General features: G+C 33.8%; 22 protein-coding genes. 12 read left to right on the forward strand and 10 right to left on the reverse strand.

What is annotated here, in order from left to right:
- Nucleotides 1–17 precede the first annotated feature (17 nt).
- Both EG358_RS05785 and EG358_RS05790 read right to left on the reverse strand, forming a co-directional pair.
- Complete coding sequence (locus EG358_RS05785; RefSeq protein ID WP_076562427.1) at nucleotides 18–1,421, reverse strand: MFS transporter; 1,404 nt, start codon at nucleotides 1,419–1,421, stop codon at nucleotides 18–20.
- Between the two features lie 76 nt (nucleotides 1,422–1,497).
- Complete coding sequence (locus EG358_RS05790) at nucleotides 1,498–1,809, reverse strand: GNAT family N-acetyltransferase (RefSeq protein WP_228421465.1); 312 nt, start codon at nucleotides 1,807–1,809, stop codon at nucleotides 1,498–1,500.
- 229 nt (nucleotides 1,810–2,038) lie between these two features.
- On the opposite strand from EG358_RS05790, the gene EG358_RS05795 reads away from it, so the two are divergent.
- Together EG358_RS05795 and EG358_RS05800 are read left to right on the forward strand one after the other, a co-directional pair.
- Nucleotides 2,039–3,091, forward strand: a complete 1,053-nt coding sequence (locus tag EG358_RS05795; RefSeq protein ID WP_076562425.1) for an NAD(P)H-dependent flavin oxidoreductase — start codon at nucleotides 2,039–2,041, stop codon at nucleotides 3,089–3,091.
- Nucleotides 3,092–3,216: 125 nt separating this feature from the next.
- Nucleotides 3,217–3,942, forward strand: coding sequence for a hypothetical protein (locus EG358_RS05800; protein ID WP_076562422.1), 726 nt, complete (start codon nucleotides 3,217–3,219; stop codon nucleotides 3,940–3,942).
- Nucleotides 3,943–4,041: 99 nt separating this feature from the next.
- On the opposite strand, the gene EG358_RS05805 is transcribed toward EG358_RS05800, so the two are convergent.
- From EG358_RS05805 to EG358_RS05840, 8 genes are all read right to left on the reverse strand, one after another.
- Nucleotides 4,042–5,379, reverse strand: coding sequence for a UDP-N-acetylmuramate--L-alanine ligase (locus EG358_RS05805; protein WP_076562419.1), 1,338 nt, complete (start codon nucleotides 5,377–5,379; stop codon nucleotides 4,042–4,044).
- Between the two features lie 9 nt (nucleotides 5,380–5,388).
- Nucleotides 5,389–5,823, reverse strand: a complete 435-nt coding sequence (locus EG358_RS05810) for a hypothetical protein (RefSeq protein ID WP_076562596.1) — start codon at nucleotides 5,821–5,823, stop codon at nucleotides 5,389–5,391.
- 7 nt (nucleotides 5,824–5,830) lie between these two features.
- The gene (locus EG358_RS05815; RefSeq protein WP_076562417.1) at nucleotides 5,831–6,637 is read right to left on the reverse strand and encodes a lysophospholipid acyltransferase family protein; all 807 of its coding nucleotides are present in this window, start codon (nucleotides 6,635–6,637) and stop codon (nucleotides 5,831–5,833) included.
- Between the two features lie 28 nt (nucleotides 6,638–6,665).
- Nucleotides 6,666–7,295, reverse strand: a complete 630-nt coding sequence (locus tag EG358_RS05820) for an NUDIX hydrolase (protein WP_076562415.1) — start codon at nucleotides 7,293–7,295, stop codon at nucleotides 6,666–6,668.
- A 219-nt stretch (nucleotides 7,296–7,514) separates the two neighbouring features.
- Complete coding sequence (locus tag EG358_RS05825) at nucleotides 7,515–8,432, reverse strand: IS982 family transposase (protein ID WP_394337943.1); 918 nt, start codon at nucleotides 8,430–8,432, stop codon at nucleotides 7,515–7,517.
- A gap of 293 nt (nucleotides 8,433–8,725) precedes the next feature.
- Nucleotides 8,726–10,285, reverse strand: a complete 1,560-nt coding sequence (locus EG358_RS05830) for an Rne/Rng family ribonuclease (RefSeq protein ID WP_076562706.1) — start codon at nucleotides 10,283–10,285, stop codon at nucleotides 8,726–8,728.
- Between the two features lie 295 nt (nucleotides 10,286–10,580).
- Nucleotides 10,581–10,871, reverse strand: a complete 291-nt coding sequence (locus EG358_RS05835; RefSeq protein ID WP_034674127.1) for an HU family DNA-binding protein — start codon at nucleotides 10,869–10,871, stop codon at nucleotides 10,581–10,583.
- Nucleotides 10,872–11,013: 142 nt separating this feature from the next.
- A complete protein-coding gene (locus tag EG358_RS05840; RefSeq protein ID WP_076562704.1) occupies nucleotides 11,014–11,685 on the reverse strand; it encodes a response regulator transcription factor in 672 nt (223 codons plus the stop codon).
- Between the two features lie 179 nt (nucleotides 11,686–11,864).
- Between EG358_RS05840 and tssO (EG358_RS05845) the strand changes: the two genes are divergently transcribed.
- The 10 genes from tssO (EG358_RS05845) to EG358_RS05890 all read left to right on the forward strand — a co-directional run bounded on the left by tssO (EG358_RS05845) (nucleotide 11,865) and on the right by EG358_RS05890 (nucleotide 23,933).
- Nucleotides 11,865–12,395, forward strand: a complete 531-nt coding sequence (gene tssO / locus EG358_RS05845; RefSeq protein WP_076562702.1) for a type VI secretion system TssO — start codon at nucleotides 11,865–11,867, stop codon at nucleotides 12,393–12,395.
- A 23-nt stretch (nucleotides 12,396–12,418) separates the two neighbouring features.
- Nucleotides 12,419–12,937: a type VI secretion system TssO gene (gene tssO / locus EG358_RS05850; protein ID WP_076562700.1), complete on the forward strand. Its 519-nt coding sequence runs from the start codon at nucleotides 12,419–12,421 to the stop codon at nucleotides 12,935–12,937.
- A gap of 39 nt (nucleotides 12,938–12,976) precedes the next feature.
- Entirely contained in the window at nucleotides 12,977–13,888 is a 912-nt protein-coding gene (locus tag EG358_RS05855) for a PKD domain-containing protein (protein WP_076562698.1), read from the forward strand.
- A gap of 47 nt (nucleotides 13,889–13,935) precedes the next feature.
- The gene (gene tssR, locus EG358_RS05860) at nucleotides 13,936–16,335 is read left to right on the forward strand and encodes a type VI secretion system protein TssR domain-containing protein (RefSeq protein WP_076562696.1); all 2,400 of its coding nucleotides are present in this window, start codon (nucleotides 13,936–13,938) and stop codon (nucleotides 16,333–16,335) included.
- Between the two features lie 93 nt (nucleotides 16,336–16,428).
- Nucleotides 16,429–16,932, forward strand: coding sequence for a DUF4280 domain-containing protein (locus tag EG358_RS05865; protein ID WP_076562694.1), 504 nt, complete (start codon nucleotides 16,429–16,431; stop codon nucleotides 16,930–16,932).
- Between the two features lie 18 nt (nucleotides 16,933–16,950).
- Complete coding sequence (locus EG358_RS05870; RefSeq protein WP_076562691.1) at nucleotides 16,951–20,088, forward strand: peptidoglycan DD-metalloendopeptidase family protein; 3,138 nt, start codon at nucleotides 16,951–16,953, stop codon at nucleotides 20,086–20,088.
- Between the two features lies 1 nt (nucleotide 20,089).
- Entirely contained in the window at nucleotides 20,090–21,292 is a 1,203-nt protein-coding gene (locus EG358_RS05875) for a hypothetical protein (protein WP_076562688.1), read from the forward strand.
- Nucleotides 21,293–21,485: 193 nt separating this feature from the next.
- Nucleotides 21,486–22,517: a hypothetical protein gene (locus tag EG358_RS05880; RefSeq protein ID WP_123890024.1), complete on the forward strand. Its 1,032-nt coding sequence runs from the start codon at nucleotides 21,486–21,488 to the stop codon at nucleotides 22,515–22,517.
- The gene (locus EG358_RS05885) at nucleotides 22,511–22,702 is read left to right on the forward strand and encodes a hypothetical protein (protein ID WP_076562684.1); all 192 of its coding nucleotides are present in this window, start codon (nucleotides 22,511–22,513) and stop codon (nucleotides 22,700–22,702) included. The genes EG358_RS05880 and EG358_RS05885 overlap by 7 nt, the downstream gene beginning before the upstream one ends.
- A gap of 199 nt (nucleotides 22,703–22,901) precedes the next feature.
- Nucleotides 22,902–23,933, forward strand: a complete 1,032-nt coding sequence (locus EG358_RS05890) for an XAC2610-related protein (RefSeq protein ID WP_076562682.1) — start codon at nucleotides 22,902–22,904, stop codon at nucleotides 23,931–23,933.
- The last annotated feature ends 21 nt before the right edge of the window (nucleotides 23,934–23,954 follow it).

Genomic DNA, 23,954 nt, shown 5'->3' on the forward strand with positions numbered 1-23,954 from the left:
GGGGAGGGTTTTATGTTTTATTCTTGGGATTTCATGTTTCTGCCATCGAACGTATGCAGCCTTCTGAAAACTAAGCTTGATAAAATCGTTAAAATTCCTACGGTAAGGAAAGTGTAGCGAAACGCGTTGTGGGTTTCGTGTCTGATTAAATCGGGGCTGTTTTCGTAAATTTTTAAAACAATTAAACCAAATGCAATTCCGAATCCGATCGCTAATTGTTGATTAACCGAAATCAAAGAGTTTCCGCTGCTGGTCTGGAAGTTTCGTAGATCTGCTATAGAAATGGTATTCATTGATGTGAACTGAATAGAATTAAAAAATCCTAGGATCGCAATCACAGGAACAAACCAATATATTGAAGTGTGAATATCCGGAATGGCAAGACAGCAAATTAAGACTCCGATAATAAATGTATTGACCATTAATGTTCGTCTGTAGCCAAATTTATTTAAAATTTTAATGACGGAAGATTTACCAAACATGGCTGTTAATGCCATCGGTGCAATAATCCATCCCGAAATTACGGCTGATTGTCCATAAGCAATCTGAATCATTAATGGCAGTAAAAGAGGAACAGAACTGATCCCTAATCTTGTTGCCAGATTTCCGATAATTCCTACACGAAATGTACGAACCTGAAATAAACTTAAAGGAAAAATAGGGTTATTCCCTCTTTTTGCATGCCTGTAATAATAATACAGAAACAAAAATCCTAATATGAAAACGAGTAAAACCGGCGTGATATTCTGTATATCTCCGAAAAGTTCGAGAGAAACAGAAAGCAGGAGAGAGGCTGCTGCAAAAATCATAAAGCCTTTCAGATCAAAATCGATTTCCCGTGCATTGTAATTGGGCATATATTTTAAGCCTAAAACAATTCCTAAAACCCCGATTGGAATGTTGATAAGAAAGATCCAGTGCCACGAAAGATAATCTACCATATAACCTCCTACAAGCGGGCCGAGAACAGGACCAATCAATGCAGGAACGATAGCAAAATTCATAGCTTTGAGTAATTCATTTCGGTTAAAAGTTTTGATTAAAGCCAGTTTTCCAACAGGAGTCATCAAACTTCCACCAACTCCCTGAATAACCCTTGAAATAACCAAATGAGTAAGGTTTTGAGAAAGCGCACAAAACACAGAACCTAAACTAAAAAGCACCAAAGCAAAGATGAAAACTCTTCTCGTTCCGAAACGGTCTGCCAAAAATCCGCTTGCAGGCATGAAAACGGCAAGTGTCAACACATAACTGATAATTGCATTTTGCATATTAAGTGGAGATTCATTCAAATCTTTAGCGATTGAAGGCAGGGAAGTATTGAGGATTGTAGAATCTAGCATCTGCATAAAAATAGCAGTTGCTAAAATCAACGGGAGAACTTTTTTTACAGTTTGTCGGGTAGAAATTTGTGCGGGCATTTATCGTAAATTGAAGTGATTTGCTATACCAATTTACAAAAAAATATAGACTAAGAGTTTTTTAAGCTTAAGATAATTACAGACTCATGTGAATCAACGGATAATCTTTACCCGAACCATCTTTGTCTGATCTTCCTGTTTTTCTGAATCCCATTTTTTCATAGAATCCTATTGCCTGCGGATTTTGCTCGTTCACATCTACTTTTGTACAACCAGTTTTATCATGCAAATATTGATAAAGAATTTTTCCTAAACCATTTCCACGAGCATCATTATGTACAAAAAGCATTTCTAAAGTATCTTCTGAAACTGCGCCAAAACCTTTCGGATCGTTATTTTCGGAAATGATATAAACCTGAAGGTGGGGGAAATACTGTTCAGGAATCACTTTTTTAAATATTGAAAATCACTTTCTGATAAAAAATCATGGGTGGCTTTTACAGCAGATTCCCAAATTTTAACCAATTTCGGATAGTCATCAGTAATAGCTATTCTAATCGTATACGACATTTTATATTTTTCAGTTAAATTTAAAAATTAATCAATGAAAACGAAAATCATGTTTTCAGAATGATGAGAAAAAAAATAATTGACTAATTTTAAGTAAAAGAAATCTTATGCTTTTTTCAGAAACCATCAGTGAAATCTTAAAGGTAAAATATCCAATTATACAAGCGCCAATGTTTGGAGTAAGCACTCCGGAAATGGTTGAAGCTGCTGCAAAAGCAGAATGTTTGGGTTCATTGGCTTTGGCAGATCTTTCCGCTGAAAAGTCTGTTGAATTGATTCGTAAAACCAAATCACTGACAAATCGACCTTTTGCGGTTAATATTTTTGTTCATCAAATTCCTGAAATTACCGATGAATTAAAACAACAATATTCTAAGACGAAAAAACATCTTGAAAACTTGACTCAGGAAAATAATATGGAGATTGATCTTCCTGAATTAGAAAGCTTGAAAATCAATTCTTATCATGAGCAAATTGATGCCATTATCGATGAGAACTGTGAAATTCTGAGCTTTACTTTTGGAAATCTTGACCATCAAAGCATTCAGAAATTAAAAGAAAACGGAACAATTTTAATTGGAACCTGTACTTCTGTAGAAGAAGCTTTGGCTCTTGAAAAATCGGGAATTGATATTATTTGCGTTCAGGGAATAGAAGCCGGAGGTCATAGAGGAAGTTTTGTTTCGGAAAATATTCCTCAGATCGGTGGATTTTCTTTGCTTTCTCAGGTTAATGATTCTGTAAAAGTTCCTCTCATTTATGCAGGCGGAATTTATAACGGAAAAACTTTGGCTGCTGCAAAACAATTGGGCGCACAAGGCGTTCAGGTGGGAAGTATTTTATTATCTTCAAATGAGAGTGCTTTACAGGATTTTGAAAAAAAAAGACTAAAGAATGTTAATGAAAAGGATATTGTTTTAACGAAAAGTTTTTCGGGGCGCTACGCAAGAGGAATTAAAAATAAATTTATTGAAACGATTGAAAATTCAGAATATATTTTACCTTATCCATATCAAAATAAATTGACTGGAGAAATGAGAAGAATTGCAAGAACGGTGAAAAATGATGAGTTTGTCAATCTTTGGGTAGGACAATCGATTATCGATTACAGCGAACTTTCAACCCAAGTTATTTTAGAGAAATTAATTCAGGAATATTAAATCCCGCTGATTATACAGATTTAGCAGATTTAAGAATGAAAATAAATTAACGAAATAAATAACCAGCAAAGTTTTAAAATCGAACCACTTCATCATCTTAATTTACATCATAAAAATCACAATTAATGAAATCACCATTACAAAATCCTGAAAAGACTACAAGAAAAAAATCATCCGTCGGAAAAATATTTAAAGTCATCAGTATTTTATTTTTGATTTTAATCCTTGGTTTAGGAATCGCACAATACATATACCGAAACGAAAAAGAAACGCCGCTGTATAAAATTCAGCAGTATTTGACGTACAGCAAAGAAGATTGGGAAAATTATGAAAACAACAAGCGAATTTTGGCAAGTTTTCCTGCTGAGTCAGGCATAATAGATGTTGCAAATCCTGCTCCTGAAAGCCCGATTGATACATTGATGTGGGAAAATGCAATTAAAAATAAAGATTATATTCCGGATGAGGTTTTGGCAGAAATAAAACGGTACAAAGCACGAGATTTTTCTAAACTGATTTTAGCGGAAAACAAACCGAGTAACGAAGAAGCTCAAAATGCCATTGTTAGTCATTATAAAAATGAAGTAAGTAAGCTTTTGGACGAATATAAAGCTCATATTCAGATTGGAACGGCTTATAATGCACCGTTACAATCGGGAGATGAACTGGTGCGGGTTACAGCGATGGTTTCAGCGTTTAATAAAGAGCGTGGAAATTTGGGAAATATTCAAATGCCGCTTAATGTGATTTATGATTTTGTTCAATATAAATCTGAACCGAATGTTTGGTATGTATCAGATTTTAGTCAGAATATTCCGTACGACTACAAGCTTAATAAAGATCCTTGGTAATTTTATTAATCAAATCCAATATAAAAAAAATAGCTTTCAGTACTTCTGAAAGCTATTTTTTTTATGTTATAATTAAGAGATTGCTTTGATTGCAATAGTTTATTTGGTTAAATCTAAACCACCGAAATTACCGGAGCTCATCATCATATAAACACCTTTGGTTTTATCAAGTAAATCCCAATAGGCGTGAAGTTCTTCAGCATTCGTAAACACTTTCAGGTTTTCATTTTTGAATTTCTCTTTAATTAAATCTGGAGAAATCGGCTCCATTCTTTTAATTTTTAAAGCATCTTCAGAATAGAAAACAATGGCTTCCTCCAATCCGTCCATGGCGTGATCATATTGCTCAAGGAAAACAGGATTTAAACTTGAATAGGTGTGAAGCTCAAGAAAACCGTATTTTTTTTCATTTTTAAACTGTTCGCAGAATGCTTTCACCGCAGCTTTTACTTTGCTTGGAGCGTGTGCGAAATCTTTATAAAGAATTCCTTTGTCTTCTCTTTCAACTTTTTCGAGACGCTTTGAAGCTCCTTTAAAACTCATAATAGCATCGTAGAAATCTTCATCCATAATCCCTAACGTGTGGCAAATGTGTCTTGCACCTTCAAGATTTAATAAATTGTGCGCTCCAAAAACAGAAAGCGGAATATCGCCCATTTCTGTTTTAAGAAGGACTTTTCCGTTACTGATTTCATATTCAGGAGTTTTATATGGTATTTTTCTGAAATAATTTTCAGCATTTTCTACCACTTTTACGACTTCTGCATCTTCTTCGTTATACACCAAAACTCCACCCGGCGTAATGCTAGCCACAAATCTTCTGAACTGCTCAATGTAATCGTCAAATGTTTTGAAAACATTGATGTGATCCCATGCAATTCCGCTCATTAAAGCGATATTTGGCTGATATAAAAGGAATTTTGAACGCAGATCGATAGGAGAGGAAAGGTATTCATCACCTTCCAAAACCATAAAATCGTTGTCTTCGGTCAGTTTTACCATACAGTCGAAACCCTCCAACTGAGCTCCCACCATATAATCTACATCTTTCTGATGGAAATTCAGCACGTGAAGAATCATCGAAGTGATGGTTGTTTTTCCATGAGAACCGGCGATGACAACTCTGGTTTTATTTTTTGATTGTTCGTAAAGAAACTCAGGATAAGAATATATTTTTAAACCTAATTCTTTTGCTTTTGCCAATTCGGGATTGTCTTGATGAGCGTGCATTCCAAGGATTACAGCATCAATATCAGACGTGATTTTTTCAGGAAACCAACCCAACTCTTCGGGAAGAATTCCTTTTTTTTCTAATCTTGATTTTGAAGGTTCAAAAATAGCATCATCTGAACCTGTTACGTGATATCCTTTATCTTTAAGTGCAATTGCAAGGTTGTGCATTGCGCTTCCGCCAATAGCAATAAAATGAGTTCTCAATTTATTTTCCTAGTTTTTTACGTTATTGTTGATAAGTTTCTGAAATTCAGCGGTAATGTTTTGCCAATTGGTCTTGTAATTGGGCATGATCATGCTTCCGTCATTTTTGCTACCTTCATTTACACCTTTCTTAATGTTGATCGATGTAGTCACGTTATCATAAACCTTCTTATGATCTTCCTGAATTTTTCTGAAATTATTTTTTGAAAGGGTCGCTTCCAAATTTTTCAGATCGTCATCAGATACTTTGAAACTTTTCTTGATTTTTTTGCCTTGTCCTTCTAATGAATAATGGGCATCATTTCCTTTTATCAAAAGGTTTTCGTAAGACGGAGCATAACCTCCGCTTTTAGAATAACTGATATCAAAGTCCTGGTAAACTTTCTGACTGTTGCAAGAAAGTGACGTGAGAATAATTAAAAGTACGCCTAAAATCTTCTTCATTGTCGTTTTAGTTTTGTGAATTATTTTGTTCAGACTTTTTGGCCTTAATTTCTTCATCATAAGTGTGTAGAATATTAAAGTCTTCGGTCTGCTCAATGGCCGTCATTATTTTAAGAAGAATCTGCTGTGCATTTTCTTTGTCGTAGTCAATATCCAAAGGTTTTTTAAACTCCATTGTCGGTTTTACTCCGGTTACTTTTACACGAAGTCCTTTCTTGTCAAAGGCTCTTCTGAAGCCGTTTATTTTAATAGGAATTACAATCGGGCGCTGGTTTTTAACCAATTTTGCCGTTCCTTTTCTTCCCTGAGCAAAAGCTGCAGTAGTACCTTGCGGAAATGTTGCTACCCAACCATTGTCTAAGGCCTTCATAATATTGTCGATCTCACCGAGATCTACCATTCTGTTGACGTTTTTACCTTCCGCTCTCCAGGTTCTTTTTACAGTAACTGCACCTGCAATTTTAAATATTTTTGGAAGAATACCCTTATTCATCGTTTCTTCGGCAGCAACATAATAAAAATCTACTCTTGGGTTTAAAAGGTAAATAGGATTTTTTATAGTATCTAAATACCCATTATTTACGGCACAAAATGCATGATACATTGCTGCAACATCAGCAAAGTAGGTTTGATGATTTGATACAAAAAGTACATTAGAATCCGGAAGATCAAGCAAATTTTCGGTTCCGGTAATTTTTAGCTTATTGAAGCCATTGAATCTTCTGTAAGAAACAATTCCCAGAATGAAAATGATTAATCTTTTTAAAAAATAAGGTGTTCCGAATGAATCGGTAAAAATGTTCTTTTTCGCCATTTTTCAATTAAACATAATAGTTGCAAAGTTACATTTTTTTAATCAACTGGCTGAATTCGCTCAGGATCATCGCTGTGGCTCCCCAAATAATGTATCCGTTAAAATTTATTACCGGAACTTCATGTCCGCCAGCGCCGGGAAGTGCCATAATTTCCGGACTGTCTGGTAAGTTTAAGAATGAGGTGATAGGAAATTCTATCACTTCGACAGCTTCACTTTGCTGAAGAATAAATTCAGGATTTTTTTTGGTATACGAAATAAAAGGATAAACATAAAAATTACTTGGCGGAATATAAATAGGGGAGAGCTCCCTTATAATTCTCACATAATGTTTTTCGATGCCAATTTCTTCTGAAGTTTCGCGGATTGCGGTTTGGGCAAAATCTTTATCCAACTCTTCGCGCTTTCCGCCGGGAAGAGAAATTTGTCCGCTGTGGCGGTCTCTTTCGTTTTCGGATCTTACAATCAGCGGGAAGTACCACTCATTATCTTTTAGATATAAAACGATATTTACGGCTGCAAATTTCGGATTTTTCTCTAAAACCTGATCATAGGTGAACACGGGGCGTGAAGGCGGTGAGAAAATTCCGTGGGCATTGGCGCCGGCCAACCCTGCATTTTTTATTTTTCTTAAAAGATCTTTACCAAAACTTTCCATAGCTCAAATTTAGTAATATATCTTGTAGAAAGGAAGCGTAAAAATGTTAATTAAAAATAATTTTCTCAACAAAATAAATGTATTTATATGTGATTTTTGAGAAAAAGGATGAATTAACTTGATGTCAGTATTTACTTACAATTCTTTGTTTTTCCTTGTATTTTTTATCACTAGGAAAAACAAAGTTTTTATAATAAATGTATTTAACCTGAGTTCGGGTTAAGCGAAGCTTAAAAATAATTGACCATCATTTACTTTTTTCAAGTTTAATGATGGTTTTTTTGGGAAAAAGCAATATGCTGAAAGACTTCCTAAAATATTCATCATAAAATTATTCACGCTTCGATGTCTGGTGTGTTCCACTTGGCAGTGATTCTTTAATTCATCATTTATCGTCTCAATGATAGCTCTTTTTCGAAGCAAAATCTTGTCTTCCATTTTCATGATATGATTTTTCATATTCTTACGAAGCTTTGTGAAAAGCTGGATCCCATCAGCAAAAAGCATCTCCCAAAGAGCCTTGGAAAGATATCCTTTGTCGGCAAAGAGTTTTCCAAAAAGCTGCTCTGTCATTTTTTTAATATGTTTTGGATTTCGGTCATCAACATTCCCTTTCGTTAAATAAAAAGATAGAAGTTCTCCTTTTTCATTACAAACCAGATGCAGTTTAAACCCATAAAACCAGCCCATTGAAGATTTTCCGCGTTCTGCCAAACCTTTGAAAACTTTATGATTGTGTATCCTTTGGTTTCTACAAACCTTCAAAGTGGTACTGTCCATAAAGCATATTCCCGTGCATTTACCCAAACATTTTTCTTTCAGAAACAATGCAAAAACCACAAAACTTCTTTGCTGAAGTTCTATAAATCTATTGTAGGAAAGGGCTTTTGGAAACAAATTTTTCCAGTAGCCACACACTATTTCCCGGTAGTAATGCTTAAATGTTTTGTGTGCACCGAGATGAAAACCGATCATGATGGTAATGATTTCAGAATCGGACATCATAGATCTTCTGTTTCTTCTCTTCTTTTCATCTCCCAGCGCCTGAAACTTCATTTGTTTGATTTGGGAGTCAAATTCTTTACAAAAATCGTCAACTTGTACAAAAATATTTGTAATTTGGTCTTTCAGAATCATAAGCAATAATTCGTTTAAACATTTGAATGTTAGATACTTAAATGTACGAATTATTGCTTTTTATTGCAAATTTATTTTGTAATCTTATCCCGAACTCAGGTTATTTAATAAGATAAACAAAGGCATTTGACTTCGTCGAATCTTCGATTCATTTAGCTACGAAATACTAAAACGTAAATCATCATTTATTTGACATTACGGTATCCGAAAATTGTGCAAGGCGTTGAATTATTAGAATATTTTATCAGAAAATAAAAAAACCTCCAGAAAACTGGAGGTTGTAGAATGTTTTTTTAATTAGAATATCCGCTCAATTCTTCTTTTTTAGAATTGTAGATTTTGTATTCTAAGTACTTGAAAGAATCCCTTGGGATAATGGTGACCCATTTTTTATACTTCAAAAACCACTTCATCTGGATGCTTTTAAGACCTTTAGTAAGGTAAGCTTCTACGAAAGGGTGTACATGCAGGAAAAGTTTTCCTTTTTCTTTCTGCATAATGGTTCTGATGGTGTCTCCCATTTTCTCAACAATCACGATCGGAGCTACTATTTCTCCGTCTTTGTTGGGGTTTTCTTCTTTGGTGTCGATCTGTTTTTCCGGACGGTTTCTTTGTCTTGTGATTTGTATCAATCCAAATTTACTTGGTGGTAAAATCTTGTGACGTGCTTTGTCTCGGCTCATTTCTGTTTTAAAATGCTCATACAAATCTCTTCTGTGATCGGGATTGGTCATGTCGATAAAATCGATCACAATGATGCCTCCCATATCGCGAAGACGCAATTGTCTTGCTATTTCTGTGGCTGCCATTTTATTTACATGCAGTGCATGCTCTTTATTGGCACTGTTTCCGGCGGTAATATTATTTCCGGAATTGACGTCGATTACGTGCAGCGCTTCTGTGTGTTCTATAACCAGATAGGCGCCTTTTGAACTAGGAATATTTACATGTTTTCCAAAGCTTTGTTTAAGCTGTTTTTCTACATTATAATATTCGAGAAGAGGAATATGGGAGTCATAGAACTGAACGATGTTTTTTCGTTCCGGAGCTATCACTTCCAGATAATTTTTCATTTCGTCTACCATTTGCTCGTCATCGCAAAAGACATTTACAAAATCCTGATTAAAGTTATCTCTCAAGATCGATGATGCTTTATCATCTTCGCTCAAGACTTTAGAAGGTACTTTGTTTTTCTGAATATTCTTAAAAGTATTCTCCCATTTCTGAATCAGTTGATTCATATCATTATGGAGATCAGCTACTTTCTTTCCTTCTGCTACTGTTCTGATGATGACCCCAAAACCTTCCGGTTTTATACTGTCGATCAGGGTGCGAAGTCTTATTTTTTCTTCAGAACTGCTTATTTTTTTTGATATTGAAACTTTATTGTCGAAAGGTATCAAAACCAAAAAACGTCCTGTTAAAGAAATTTGGGTAGAAATTCTGGGTCCTTTTGTGGAGATTGGCTCCTTGGTAATTTGTAATAAAACGATATCATCTTTGGCGATGATCTTATCTACAGTCCCGTTTTTGTCGATTTCAGGCTGAATCTCAAAGTTTTTCAAGCCTGATGAAACCTGCTTTTTGGATACCGAATCTTTTAAAAATTTTCGGTAAGTAAGGTATTGCGGTCCCAAATCCTGATAATGCAAGAATGCATCTTTGTCGTATCCGATATTTACAAATGCGGCATTAAGGTTGGGGGCAAGTTTTTTTACTTTTCCTATAAACAGATCTCCTACTACAAAATCATTTTTGTCTTCTTCCTCATGAAGTTCACATAGTCTTCCATCCTCCAGTAAAGCAATCTTTGTAAGATCATCTTCATGCGAAACTATTAGTTCTTTCTTCATTTTTAAAATTAAAGATAAAAAGATTGGTGATGAATTTGAGGTAATGATTGCTCATTTTGCTCAACTTATTACTTATTTTACATAACAAAATATAGTCGGTGAATATTAAAAAATTAAAAACACCAACTATATTATTATACTAAAAATCCCGAAGGAGATTATTTTTTCTTATGTCTGTTCGCTCTTCTTCTTTTCTTTCTTTTGTGTGTTGCAACCTTGTGTCTTTTTCTTTTCTTTCCGCTTGGCATAATGTTTAAATTTTTTTTAGTAACTCGTTAATATTAATTATTTCTCTTTATTTTACTGCAACCTTAGTTTTTACTTTCTCCACAAAAGATTTTGATGGCTTGAAAGCAGGGATATTATGTGCAGGAATTTCTATTGCAGTGTTCTTAGAGATGTTTCTTCCCGTTTTTGCTGCTCTTGTCTTCACTATGAAAGATCCAAAACCTCTTAAGTAAACATTGTCTCCATTGTACATAGAAGTTCTGATCTCCTGCATAAAAGCTTCTACAACTTTCTGTGTTTCATTCTTTTCGGTCCCCAATTTATTTGAGATGGTGTTTACCAATTCTGCCTTTGTCATTTCCTTTGTAAATTTTAAATTTTAGGTGTGCAAATTTAGTTAAAAAAAATTGAATAGTAGCAAATTCACGCGAAAAATGTTTCACATAAACTACTGAGAATTCTATCTTTAGTATAGTATGCCGCTAAAAAGAGTGCTTTTTTTACATGCTGGAATTGTAATATCCGTTCTCTACACAGAAGCGAATGAGATGCAGTTTTGTTTTTAAACCAAGTTTTTCTGTAAGTCTGTTGATGTACGTATCGATGGTACGTGTGCTTAGATTGAGCTTTTCACCAATTTCTTTATTACTGAAACCTTCATAGCAGAATTTCATTAGCAAAATTTCTGTCGAAGAAAGCTCTTCCTGACTTTTTTTCTGGCGACTCATATATTCCTGAACTGCCAAAGGCTGTTGTTTCCAATTTTCAGAATACGCAGGATAATCAAATTCCTGGGAGGTAATTTGTCCCTTGATGATGTCTTTTATAATATTGCTGTTTTTCTGGCAGTAATAGACATTGGGGATTTTATCTAAAATATCTGCCATGTCTTCCTGATAAGTTCCGGAATAGGTGATAATTGGGGTTTCACTATTATTTTTCCGGATAAACTTTATGGCTTCCATCCCGCTGAGCACGGGCATAAACAGCTCGATGATGAAAACATCTTCTTGCTTTCTGTAGATCCGATTAATGAGCTCATGGCCGTTATTACAGTCATTTAGTAGCATATTGAATGGGTTTTCCAACAGCGTTTTGATCATTATTTTTTTAAAATAAAAATCGCTGTCGGCAATAGAAAATCTTACCGTATTGGTCAGTAGTTTACTCATTTTATTTTTGTGATTTGGTATGGCAAAATAAAATTCTGCTGACTAAAATAAGAAAATCTTTCGGATCTGAAAATTAAACTTTACATTAAAAAATTGTGAATAGTATTGTATGCATTAAATTTAATTTTGTACATAAATGTTTTTTTTCCTATTTTCACAATCCAAATCAAATCACAAGCATGTCTTCTAATAAAGAAAAAAAATTAAACAAATCTGATGTAAGATTAGGTATATGGAAGTTTATACTTTCATTTATTATATTATCTGCAATATCTTTTATTGCAGTATTCTTCTTTTTTAAGAGTTACGACAGGCAACTTACGGGTGTTGATGAAGAAGTTCGCGCATACCGTGACCTGTTGAATCGTAATAATCTTCTTCATACTCACATTGACAGTATTTATGCAAGAATGGAGCTTTATGATTCTGATAAAGCTTATAACGATAACTATTTGCGTACTTACATTCTGGATAACGTTCGCGAAGCTCAGGAAATTATGGGCGCCGACAGTGCTACCAATTTAAAGCATTATGCCGTTTTAATGCAGAAAATTAAGCCGATGCTTAATCTTAAAAGCCAGATTGTGACTGTTTCTGCCAAACAGCAGATTGCCATCCGCGATGTTCAGGAATGTCAGGGGAAATCTAGTCAGATCAGCAACAAGATGAGAATAGATCCCTCCAGAAAATTTACAGGGCGCAGAAGATAATTATATTATAAAGTTTAGAAACTATGCAGGGACAAGTTACATTATCAAAAAAAGAAAAGCATTACCAATTTTTTTACCTCATATTAATGCTTATTGTTGCTCTTTTCTTCTTGGGAGTTATTTTTCTTAAGGGTTTTTCATCTCCATTTTCTGAGGCAGATACTAATGCATTGCAGATATTAGATCAGAAAGTAAAGTTTGATCAGCAGCAGAAAATAGGTTTAAAATTAATAGATACAGCTTCAGCAAGAGTTAATAGACTTTCTATAGAAATTCAACAGCCTGTAGAAAGAAACGATGCTGAGTATGCAATACAGGATTTAGCTAACACATTTCAGAATGTTGTGGTCCATGATCAACGAAAAATGGCTTTCCCGCAAATAGGAAAATTTATCAAAATGAATATGGTTGATAAAGAGAGAATTATGAAGATGAACGAAACGACCAAAACATTTGAAAAACAGTTTGAAGAATGCCAGTTGGGATACAAAGAAAAAAGCCAGACCCTGAGAGAACGGAATAATTCTTTAAACCCGAGATAACGCCAAAAAAATATACAAAACACATCACAAAAACTTACTATGAACTATTTTCAAAAGAACAGGAAAAACATCATTATTGGTGTAATCGTCACATTGCTTATTGCTGCACTCGTTGCATTATGGCTGCAAAAAAAGGTCATTCATTCGGCAGATGATATTGAAGGAGTAGTTTTTCCCTCTACGCTTTCTACTGGTGATACGTTAACATTTAATGATAAAACATCATTTGCGAAATTCAAAAAATGGGATTTTGGTGATGGCCAGACTTCAGAAAAAGACAAAGGAATTCATTTTTACACTAAGCCGGGTTATTACAATGTAACCTTGATTATTGATAATAAATATTCTAAATCTTTTCCGATCATAGTTTCTTCAAGAGGAATACCAAAACCTAAAGACAGCGCCACCACGGTAACTAAAATTGATGCTCAGACTCAGGCAATGCAATATGAAAATGTGCAGTTTCGTGCCCTTTCAGATGCTACGCAGTTTACCTGGAGGTTTGGTGAGAGCGGAAAAATTGATGCTAAAGACAAATTAGCTATTTATGCGTTTCAAAAACCGGGAGATTATGTAGTTACGCTTTACACGGAGAAAGATTTAGAGCCAATTCAGCATCGTATAAAGATTTTACAGGCGTATAATTCTATGCAGGACGAAGAGCCGACTTTAGACGAACTGTATGCTAAAAAAGATAATGATTTTAAATATCATCTGCAGCAGATTGCGAATGGTAACAGCTTCAATATGCATTACAACTATCTTTTGAAAACTTATCTGTGTAACAATGAAAATACAATTGTAAAAGTTGCCGACAGCAAAGTCAATAATTTTTACCTGTATTGTGCGGGTCTTCAGTTTGATAAAAATACAGTGATACAGTCTGTAAAACTGAATTTTGATGACGGAATGACTTGTGTAACCAAAGTTGACATCAACCAAAGCAAATAATAAATTGTTCGTTATCGGGCATCACACCAATTATAAAGAAAATTAAGATGAAAAATAAATTTCCTCTAGCGGCTTATTACATCGGGCTTTCAGTTTTACTGACGAGCTGTCAGGTAAAATTACCGTCAAAAAAAACTCCTGAGCCACAACAATATGGGCAGATCGACAATGCGTCTGTAATCAATGGTTTTCCAAAAAAATCAGCACCTTGGATCGTTATTTCAGACCGATCAAGAAATACAGCTTATCTTGATAAAAATGATGAGAAATCATATAAAGAAGTAAAGTTTTTGGAACCTCTAATGGTTTTAAAACACAGAGACGGAATGGTAAAAGTAGCAGAATATATTCCTGATGCTTTAATGAAAAAAGTTTCGTCAAAATCAATAAAAACCTATGGCTGGATCTCAGAATCTGATCTGTTGCTTTGGAGTAACTCTTTAAAAAGCGAAAAAACCGGATATCCCGTTCGAGTAGCAGTTGTTCCCAATAATCCTGATGTTATAAAAAGTGCAGAAAGATATTATAAAAACGACTCTATTATGGTTTTCAATTCGCCAAGCCTTATTGAGGCTGCCGATGTGAAAATTCCAAACGGACAAATGGTGTACGTTTATAAGCAAGCAGAAAATAACAAACGTTTTTTAGTCGGGAAAAAGCCCAGAATCGATATGGACAGTATAAGTACAGGCTTATACGGTTGGGTGAGTTCTAATGTAATTTCGGCCTGGGGCGAGCGTTCTGCCGTTAAAATGAAAAACCCAACTGGTATAAAAGAAACAACGTTAGGAATTCATGAAGGTTCTCCCGGAGCTGCTGATCAAGAAAATCGCACCGCTGTTCTATTGACAGATGTCAATAAAAGACCACCTCTTGAAAATATTTATCCTGTAACATTAGCCTTAAACGAAGAAGCAAAGCCAGATGTGAAAACGAAGTATTTTACCAATGTTTTAGACTACAGTAAAAACTTTGTTAAGAATGTGCTGGGAGAGCCTATTATTTTTGACCGTTACAAAGAGATCATTGAAAAAAACAAGAAAATAAATATTGTTTTTGTTGTCGATATAAGTGAAGCAAATAAGCCTTACATACCAATTGTAAGCTCACTTTTGCAGGATCTTCAGTTAAAATTTGAAAAGCCTACTTACTTTAATTCTGTAAAATACGGAGTTGTTTTATATAAAAACAATTCTTGTGGAGAAAATGTGATTCCGTCACCTTTAAGTAAAGATTACAATAAGGTAATGGCATTTATTGAAGATAAAATGAATGAAATGAATTGTCCGAGTAATATTGGAAATCAGCCGGTAAATGAAGGTTTGATTGCCGCAGGAAATTTACTTTCTGATGTTCCGGACGAAGCTAATATTGTAGTTACTATCGGTACTTCTGCCAACCGAAGCGGAAATATGTATAGTGTGATTGGATCATTAACGCAGGCTCAGGCAAGGCTTATAATGTTCCAGACGAATGCTCGCTCTTCCGATACTTACAACGATTTTGTCTTAATCTCAGAGAATGTTGTGACCAACACGGCCAAAAATGTCGCTGAATTGAAAAAGCAAAAAATCATCAACCAAAGTGAGGTCTTAACCAAGAATAATTTTAATCTGATAGAAGGAGATGCAGGTTTCTTTTCTTTAGACTTTCCTAAACAAAGTATGGCTCAGGGATTCGTAATCTTTCCTAAAAAAGGAGATATTACTGCACCGGGTCTTTTGGTGAAATCTGTAGATAGTCTGATTGCTCAGGTGACTTATGATAATGAAATGATTGATAAATCTTTGAATGAACGTTTTCATTCTTCGGTGGGTGCAGGAAAAACGGAAGTAGACTTCAAATATAAATATCTGTATCCGGGACTGACGAATCCTGTTCCTGCAGGTATTGCAGCTCAGCTTATCAATTATGGTAACCCGTTTTTAGCGAAAGGATATATTCCTAAAGAACTGATGGATTATAAGCAGAATATGGAAAAAGGTATTCTTGTTTCAGAATCTGAATATGATCAGCTAAAAGCTTTCTATAAAGAAGTTTATGAAAATACGGGTGCTGCAAGAACAGATTTTAAGCAAGGAAGAGCGGTTAGAGAATACATTAAATTATTAAAAAAATACAATCCTACGCTTAAGTTTTTAGACAAAGGAGAATTATATAAGCAACCGATGTCTTATGCAGTGGGTGTAAGTACAGGTTTTGACAATTCTGATGAAGAAAAAATGTCAAAATTTATGCTTAAAGGTTGGATGAAATCTGATATTATCACCAATGAAGAGGCCAGAACTTATTTTAAATATTACAAAGATCTTGCAGACAGAATGCTTACATACCGAAATAATCCTGCGGTAAAAATTAAGCAGAACGGGCAGGAATTCTATTGGCTAAACGAATATTTTATGCCAACAATGCTTCCTGTAGATGAGCCGGAATATACTCAACATTAATTAGTTATGATATAAAAAAAAACGGAAAATTAATTTTCCGTTTTTTTTATGTTAGAATACTTTTTGTTATCTTTGAGTACCAAACATCACATTATGTCTACTCAATCATCATCTCATGATGGTAAACACTTCGTCGTTCAAAAAGGAACATGCCAGTGTAACCAAGGAGACCAGTTTCCTAAGCATATCGTCAATGCTCACAACAAACATTTCTGGAATGATGCTGCAGGAAATGCAGATTATTTAGCTGTCACAGAAGATGACCTTCAGTTTAATCCATCAGGACCAAGTTTTGGAAAATGTAAATTAAAACCCAGTTCGGGTGGTTATCTTCCTTGTGCTTATGCTCCAGCCGGAAAATGGCAAAAGACCTACGAAAAAGTTCTGGTGATGGGCAAAAAATGTGTGACAGAAGTTTCTGAACTGCAATGTACAACAGGTGGGAAAATTACGATTAAAGATCACGGACAGCGTGGTGAAATGAGCAAAAAGAATGTGAAAAATGCTGATGCAAAAGTAATCAGACATGTAAATCCTCTTGTGGATGTGAATGACTTCAAAGAAACAGTAACGGAAAGCGAAATCGACGCTTATTAATCATTAAACTTTCCTGAAATGTCTAAAAAAGGAGTTTCAAAAATATCCGGAAATCCTTCTCCAAAAGTGGGGGAGGCAGTTACTTATACCGTTACAGATTGGTATCCTTCCACACCACAAAACCAAAGGAATCCGGCTAATGTTATTTGGGAATTATTTAAAAAAAGATCCAACGGAAGATTTACGACAACCAATATCAAGAAAACGGGTGTTGGGAATTTTACTTTCGGAGAAGTTGCACAAAAGCATGCCTATCGTTTAGAAGCCTATCTTTTTGAGCCTGAAGGAGAAGGTGCATCAACAATTGAAATCAATCCTCAACCTGAAGTTGTTCCGAAAATTGAAAAAGTAGAACTTCAGTATGTGGATGATTCACCGGGAACGGTGTTCAGTTTTACAGAGAAAATGAGAGCTCGCGCGCAATGTGTGAATTTGAATGGAAAAAAATTAAAATTTACTCTTTGGGAAGATGATGCAACAGGAGAAGGACATGATGCAAAAAATCTTTTAATTGAAACTAAAGAAGCTACCGTAGACAGAACCGGAGTTGCTACTGTCGAGTTCATGCTTACCCGAGCTTTGATGCAAAAAGCAATGCAGGGAGAAACAGACCCACAACAACTTGAGTTTTATGTCACGGTAGAATATTTTTCGCACAATAAACATGCAACGGTTAATGTAAATGTCAATAATCCTTTGCATACACCTGCGCCAAATCCTCAATCAAGACCACAGCAACCAGCAAATAATCATACTCCTCCAGCTCAATCAACACCTGAAACTCCATCAAATAATGCTCAACCCAGAGCTGAAAATTCTCCTGCTGCAGAAAAACCGGCATCACAGATGGAAGAAAGGCAAGTGGCTGGTCAGAATCCAAATCCATCTGAAGAATTACATGATTATCAGGAAGCTCAGGGAACGATTCAAGCTGATCAGCCACCGACTCCGCAATCAAATGAAGGGAAAACGGTAAGTGTTGTTGAAGATTCTTCGGTGGAAGAATTATTGGATGCTTATTTTGCTAAAAAAGAATACACTAAACAAACTGGTGAAGCAGCCGGAACTTTAGAATATCAGTTCGGAAGCAACGGCAATAAAACGGCTACTGATGCAGAAAAAGAAAAAATCGCAAAAATTATTTTTGGAAAGCCTGCTGTAAAAGCATTGGCAGACAAAAAAGAATATACAACTCTGGAAGCCATTAAACAGGCTCTCTCCAGAGAGGTTTACAATAAAGATGAAAAAATAAGTTTCCAAACCTTTAAACTGGGAGGCGAATTAAAGAAAATTACTTCAGCACCTTTAGACACAAAATTATATTTGGTGGCAAAAACCGCGGGTTCAGGTCTAAGCGACAAACAGGCTACGATAATCATTAAAGAAAAAGATGGATTAATTAAAGGTTCTGCAGGCGCTGTTTTACCAATTTTAGAAATTAGTGAAGAACAAATGGAGCAGGCTACTCCAACTACAGGAGAAGTTCCGGGAACTGAAAAAAGTGAGTTTACAGGGAAAATAGAAAACGGAATGGTGAAAATTCCTGTTCATCTGAGACCGAAATCTGATGATGAACTGAAACAATGGAAGGAGAAGATTTCTAAAGGAAAAGAAGATGGGGAATACACTTACAAATTTGGTGGTGAAAATAAAGTTACCGATGAAAATTCTAAAAAAAGAGTTGCAGAAGCCATTTTGAAAAACGCAAAAAATGGAAATACGAATAATGAAAAAATAGCTGACGGTAAAACTGCTTACATTGATGATATCGAAAAAGCTCTTGAGATAAAAACATATCAGAAAGATCAGACAATTAAGTTTAAGCTTTATAAAAAAGAAAAAGAACTTCTCTATCTTCAAGCCAAAGCCCAAGGAGAAAAAAAACATGATAAAGAATTTTTGAAAGCGGATGGGGAATATTTTGAGGTAGCTACAAAATGTCCAAGATGTGGAGTGCTAACAATGGAGGAATTGACTCAGGTATTTCCATCTGCTGCTGAAGATAGGAAGACCCAATTGATGGATGCTTTTAACGGAGCTAATTCTAAATTTGGACTTAATACTTGTAGACAAAAAGCTCAATTTTTTGCTCAGGTTTTACAGGAAGTTGGTGAATCTATAAACGTACGAAATGGTGAAGGTTTAGATTATCCTGCTGAAGAACTTCCAAGACATTTCGCAAATTTCAGTACTACAGGAAGATTAAATGGTACACCAAATAATCTTGCATATCAATATGGTAGAAGTGCACAGAATAATTACAGATCAAATCCTGAAATGATTGCAAATATTGCATACGCAAATAGAGGAGGTAACGGAAATGTTGCAAGTGGTGACGGCTGGAAGTACAGAGGCCGTGGAATCATTCAAATCACATTTAAAAATAAATACAACAGAATAAATACCAGAATAGATAACGATTACCCGGAATTCGGAATTGATATCGATGCAAATAATATTAATAATCTTAATGAAGGAACAGTGGCTAGTATGGCATATTGGGAGGATTATGGTTGTCAGACAGAAGCAGATAAAGGTGTAGAAAGACCTAATTTTGATGCAATCGTAGATATAGTTAATCCAAGTACGCCTTCTCGTGAAGATAGGTGGCAAAATTTGCAGAGAATGATAACTATTTTTAAAGTTAAAGAATGCAGTGGTGGTGAACAAGATTCTGCATGGCATCAACCTTTAGATACAATGGTCTTGAGAGGTTGGTATTCAGAAACACAATGGTCTCCTGGTAAAAGTGATTTCCATGGTAGAACCGGTGGAAAGCACGATGGATTAGATCTTTATGCCCCTGTTGGTACACCAATATACGCTTCGATTGACGGAACAATCACATATCAGGAAGATCCTACTGGATATGGACATCGAATCTTCCTAGAAGGTAATTATAAAGGTCAAAAATATTTTCTAATGTATTGTCACCTTTCAGAATATGTCACGGGTGAGGTGAAAGCTGGTGACCCTATTGGTAAAACCGGGCAGACAGGAAATGCTAATGGTCAGGCTGCAAAAATGGCTCACTTACATTTTGAAGTCAGAAAAGCAAAAATGTCTAAACCTTCATTTAGTCCGCTTACAGAAATTCCCGAATTAGGAAGGGCTGTAAATATTAATCCAGATCAAACAACTCAAACAGGAACTTAATATGATAAATTCAAAAATATTCTACAGCATTTTTCTTTTGTCAATATTTTTCTCTTGTAAACAGAATAAACAGGCGGATCAGAAGGCAGTGATTAATGAAGTTAAAACCGATATATTAAACAATATTCCTTCAAACTTAAAAATTGAAAAACAGGAAAAAATTAATATAGATAATGATCCTGACGACGAATTGATTGTTACCGCAGTCGACTCGCTTTCTGAGAAATATTTTGAATATTGGTATAAAAATGGAAATCTTATTCATGAATTTTCTTATCCTTTTGTTTCCATTAATTATAAATGGTTTGCAGATTTAGATGATGATAATAAAAAAGAGGTCATAAGAGCACAAGGATATGAAGATGGGGTAGATTATGCAATTTATAAGATTAAAAATAATGACGAGATTCTGCAATTATATTTTAATCCAGGATTGAAAGATGAGAGATACGGAGATAAGAATTTTTGGGCTTATCCCAATGATATTAGAGAATTAGCAGTTGATCAAGATAAAAAATTATTGGTTTCTCTAGATAATAATTATCCGAGAGATGACGATCACACGATGCCTGATAATCAGCGAGAGTTACCTTTTGTTTTTTTTAAAGGAAAAACTACACAACCGGATATGGAATTGAAGAACTTAAAAAGACAACAAAGAATTGATTTAAAAGATTTAGTTAAAAGTATTGCGAAGGGAAATTCACCGGAAAGTAAAATTTCTATGGCGACAGTTCAGGAGATTATCCATGATTTAAATGGAGATGGTATTAAAGATAAGATTGAGATATATAAAAACACATCTTTAAATGATAAATTTGATCAGGAACATTTCCATTTGCCAATCAAAATTTTTAAGGGTACTAACAGCGGATTTGAATTATGGAAAGAAAATAATAACTTGATTTATTCTGTAGATAATACGTGTGCCTCTGAGGGCTTTAGTAATATCGTTGTAAAAGATAACTACTTTACGATTGAAGCACAGACATGTTATGATTACAATATTTTAGTAAATGGTTTTACTACTTTTAAGATAGAAAATAATGAAATCTTTTTATATAAATATGGAGAAGAATATTTTGATAAAAGCAATCATGATAAAAAAATACCTTCTAAAGTCTGGACTCAAAAGAATCTCGGTAAGATCAAATTTCAGGACGTTAATGAATCATTTCTGAAAAAGTTGAAAAATAAAAATTGATATTGGTTTTAAAGATTAAAATTTGCTTTTTGATTCAATTGAAAAAGTATCAAATTATGGCTTACTAAATAGTATTCTTGGCAAAGGATTTCTGTTCACATTGAAGCATGTGCTAATGGAGCAGGTTTAGTGACTTTCTTTGGCAAATATAGATTACAGCCGGAAGATTATATGAAAACAAAATTTGATACTAATGAAAATGCAATTAAGTAAACTATTATATGCAATAGGAATATTATTGTTAATGTCTTGCAAAGGAACTACAAAAGATAATATTCAAACAATAACAAGTACACAACAAGTAAAACCTCATCAAGATCAAATTGATTTTTTCAATAAAAAATATTTTACTACATATAATTTAGCTATAGATGAATCAAATTTATCTGATCATCCCTATTTCAGTTATTTAGATTGTAAAAACGAAGGATATTTCAGTGTTCATTTTGTGCCTAAAGAAAAAGATTTACAATTATTTTGGTCAGATGATTATTATAAAAAGGAAGACTTTAATACTTATGATTTTGAAAAAGATAATAAAAAAATTGAAGCTTTAATAAAAAATAATCTAAATGCATATAATGTTTTTTCTTATTTTATAAAAAAAGAGTACTTGGATTCAAAAGATGGCTGTACTTTGGAGAGTATCTGGTTAACAAAAAATGCTATTGCAGAAATATTTTTATATAATTTAAAAACTAATGAATGGGAATTAGTGAAAAAAAAATCATCTAAAATTTTACCTCCTTATGCAGATAATAACTTTTTTATTTCACATTTTCCAAATTTATTTTTAAAACAAAATAAAGCTGTCAATGAAGAAAAAACTTTTCCTTCGGATTTAAAAGGATCATGGGCAGTGAGTTGTGACAATGGACTTACAACTTTTAATATAAATAAAGATGAAGGTTTGATATCGTTGTACGGAAATTCTATATATATAAAAGTGCAAGTCGAAAAGCGACTTGAGAATGAATATATTTTAAAATTTAAACAAATAGCTGACCAAAAAGATTGGGTAGATACTTCATTAAGAATAACAGAATCGGAAATATCAAAAGATAAAATAATAGGGAAATTTTTTATAAAAAAAGATGGTAAAGTAGAATTGCATTGGGAAGGCTTATATAATATTAAAAAACAAAAAATAGATTATACAGGCAAAGATTTTTCATTAATTAGAGAAAGTGATGGAGAAAATCCAATTTTATTAGAAAAATGTTAAAGAATTATACAATTGATAATGTAAATGATGAACCGATTGCTTATATTAAAATGATTGATGATAAAACATATCATTTCTATTGGTATGGATTTTATAATAAAAAAACAAAAAAAAGAGAGTTTAAAGAAAATAGTTTCCAGCAGGAAACTAATAATGAAGAAGTTATTCTCAAAAAATGTGAATAAAATTTATCAAAACAGATAACAACCTGAGAAATGTTAAAAAGTAAATTGTGGCGATTATAGCGGTTAGGTTTTAATCAATATTGAAGATGAATAATTCAAATCTCTGACTATAATTCGTTTTACAAAAAGAAATAGAAAAAAATATAGATTAAGTGTATAAATATTAATCAGGATCAGACCACACAAACAGGAATTCAATGTGAAAAGTGTAACCTATATTTATATACTGTCAGTTTTATTAACTTTTTTATCTTGTGGTAAAAGCAGCCAAAAAACTATCACTGATTCTGAAAAAAGCAGTGTTGCAACTAATGAAAGGAAGGAACAAGCATTAGGACAAAATGATATTTATCTCAACAGAGAATTTAACGAAATGACAGAACTTGTTGATGTGAAAACCCTAAAGTTCAAAGAAACTGCTATTGATAGCATTTGGTATGGTTTATATAATATAACCAATAGTGAAAATTATATATTTGCAGTTCATAAGTTTTTAGAAAATCCGGATGTAGCAAAGTATCGAATTGTGGATACCGTTAATCTCAAATCGAAAAATATTGATGTAAAAATCGAAAAATTTTCTGATCACAAAATTTTAAATTTATTGTTGGATAAAAAACTTGTGAAAAAATGGACATTTAGGTTGAATTCTAAAAATGGACAAAATAGTGTCAATGGAAAAGAGGATCAGCTTCGTACAATAACTGATGATAAACAGCTTTTTAAAACCGCTAATTTTACTTACTTTATTAAAACAGTTTCCTTTACTGAAGAAAAGAAGCCGAAAGCACTCCAAATAAAAATAATTGATAAAAGTGCTCAAAATCAATTGGTTAATTTTAATCCTGAATATATTTATTCTGCACCAGAAGAGGCAGTTTCTTTTTTTAATGATTCAGGTATAAATCAGAAGATAAATAAGCAAAACTTACCGGAATTTATAATTGTTGATATCAATTTCGATGGTTTAGAAGATTTCGTTATTGCAAATTATGTGGGTGGAAATGCAGGAACACTATATGCATATTTTATTCAGGATAAAAACAGAAAGTTCAAAATTGACCATTACTTGACAGATCAGGTTAGATTTTTTCCAAGAAATATAGATTTTAAAAATAAAACTTTGACATTTTTACATTTGAGCGGCTGTTGCAGCCAAGTTAACTTTAAGGTTCAATTACAAAATTCTAATAAATGGAAGCAAATTTTTTATGAAGAAAAGCCTTTGTGATATTTTTGAAAAGATGTGAGA

The sequence above is a fragment of the Chryseobacterium indoltheticum genome (assembly GCF_003815915.1).
Classification (GTDB): Bacteria; Bacteroidota; Bacteroidia; order Flavobacteriales; family Weeksellaceae; genus Chryseobacterium; species Chryseobacterium indoltheticum.

Excerpts from the sequence above, each read along its gene's own strand:
- EG358_RS05785 (WP_076562427.1), bottom strand. The coding sequence starts at position 1,421 with ATGCCCGCACAAATTTCTACCCGACAAACTGTAAAAAAAGTTCTCCCG.
- EG358_RS05795 (WP_076562425.1), top strand. The coding sequence starts at position 2,039 with ATGCTTTTTTCAGAAACCATCAGTGAAATCTTAAAGGTAAAATATCCA.
- EG358_RS05800 (WP_076562422.1), top strand. The coding sequence starts at position 3,217 with ATGAAATCACCATTACAAAATCCTGAAAAGACTACAAGAAAAAAATCA.
- EG358_RS05810 (WP_076562596.1), bottom strand. The coding sequence starts at position 5,823 with ATGAAGAAGATTTTAGGCGTACTTTTAATTATTCTCACGTCACTTTCT.
- EG358_RS05815 (WP_076562417.1), bottom strand. The coding sequence starts at position 6,637 with ATGGCGAAAAAGAACATTTTTACCGATTCATTCGGAACACCTTATTTT.
- EG358_RS05820 (WP_076562415.1), bottom strand. The coding sequence starts at position 7,295 with ATGGAAAGTTTTGGTAAAGATCTTTTAAGAAAAATAAAAAATGCAGGG.
- EG358_RS05825 (WP_394337943.1), bottom strand. The coding sequence starts at position 8,432 with ATGATTCTGAAAGACCAAATTACAAATATTTTTGTACAAGTTGACGAT.
- EG358_RS05830 (WP_076562706.1), bottom strand. The coding sequence starts at position 10,285 with ATGAAGAAAGAACTAATAGTTTCGCATGAAGATGATCTTACAAAGATT.
- EG358_RS05835 (WP_034674127.1), bottom strand. The coding sequence starts at position 10,871 with ATGACAAAGGCAGAATTGGTAAACACCATCTCAAATAAATTGGGGACC.
- EG358_RS05840 (WP_076562704.1), bottom strand. The coding sequence starts at position 11,685 with ATGAGTAAACTACTGACCAATACGGTAAGATTTTCTATTGCCGACAGC.
- tssO (WP_076562702.1), top strand. The coding sequence starts at position 11,865 with ATGTCTTCTAATAAAGAAAAAAAATTAAACAAATCTGATGTAAGATTA.
- tssO (WP_076562700.1), top strand. The coding sequence starts at position 12,419 with ATGCAGGGACAAGTTACATTATCAAAAAAAGAAAAGCATTACCAATTT.
- EG358_RS05855 (WP_076562698.1), top strand. The coding sequence starts at position 12,977 with ATGAACTATTTTCAAAAGAACAGGAAAAACATCATTATTGGTGTAATC.
- tssR (WP_076562696.1), top strand. The coding sequence starts at position 13,936 with ATGAAAAATAAATTTCCTCTAGCGGCTTATTACATCGGGCTTTCAGTT.
- EG358_RS05865 (WP_076562694.1), top strand. The coding sequence starts at position 16,429 with ATGTCTACTCAATCATCATCTCATGATGGTAAACACTTCGTCGTTCAA.
- EG358_RS05870 (WP_076562691.1), top strand. The coding sequence starts at position 16,951 with ATGTCTAAAAAAGGAGTTTCAAAAATATCCGGAAATCCTTCTCCAAAA.
- EG358_RS05875 (WP_076562688.1), top strand. The coding sequence starts at position 20,090 with ATGATAAATTCAAAAATATTCTACAGCATTTTTCTTTTGTCAATATTT.
- EG358_RS05880 (WP_123890024.1), top strand. The coding sequence starts at position 21,486 with ATGAAAATGCAATTAAGTAAACTATTATATGCAATAGGAATATTATTG.
- EG358_RS05885 (WP_076562684.1), top strand. The coding sequence starts at position 22,511 with ATGTTAAAGAATTATACAATTGATAATGTAAATGATGAACCGATTGCT.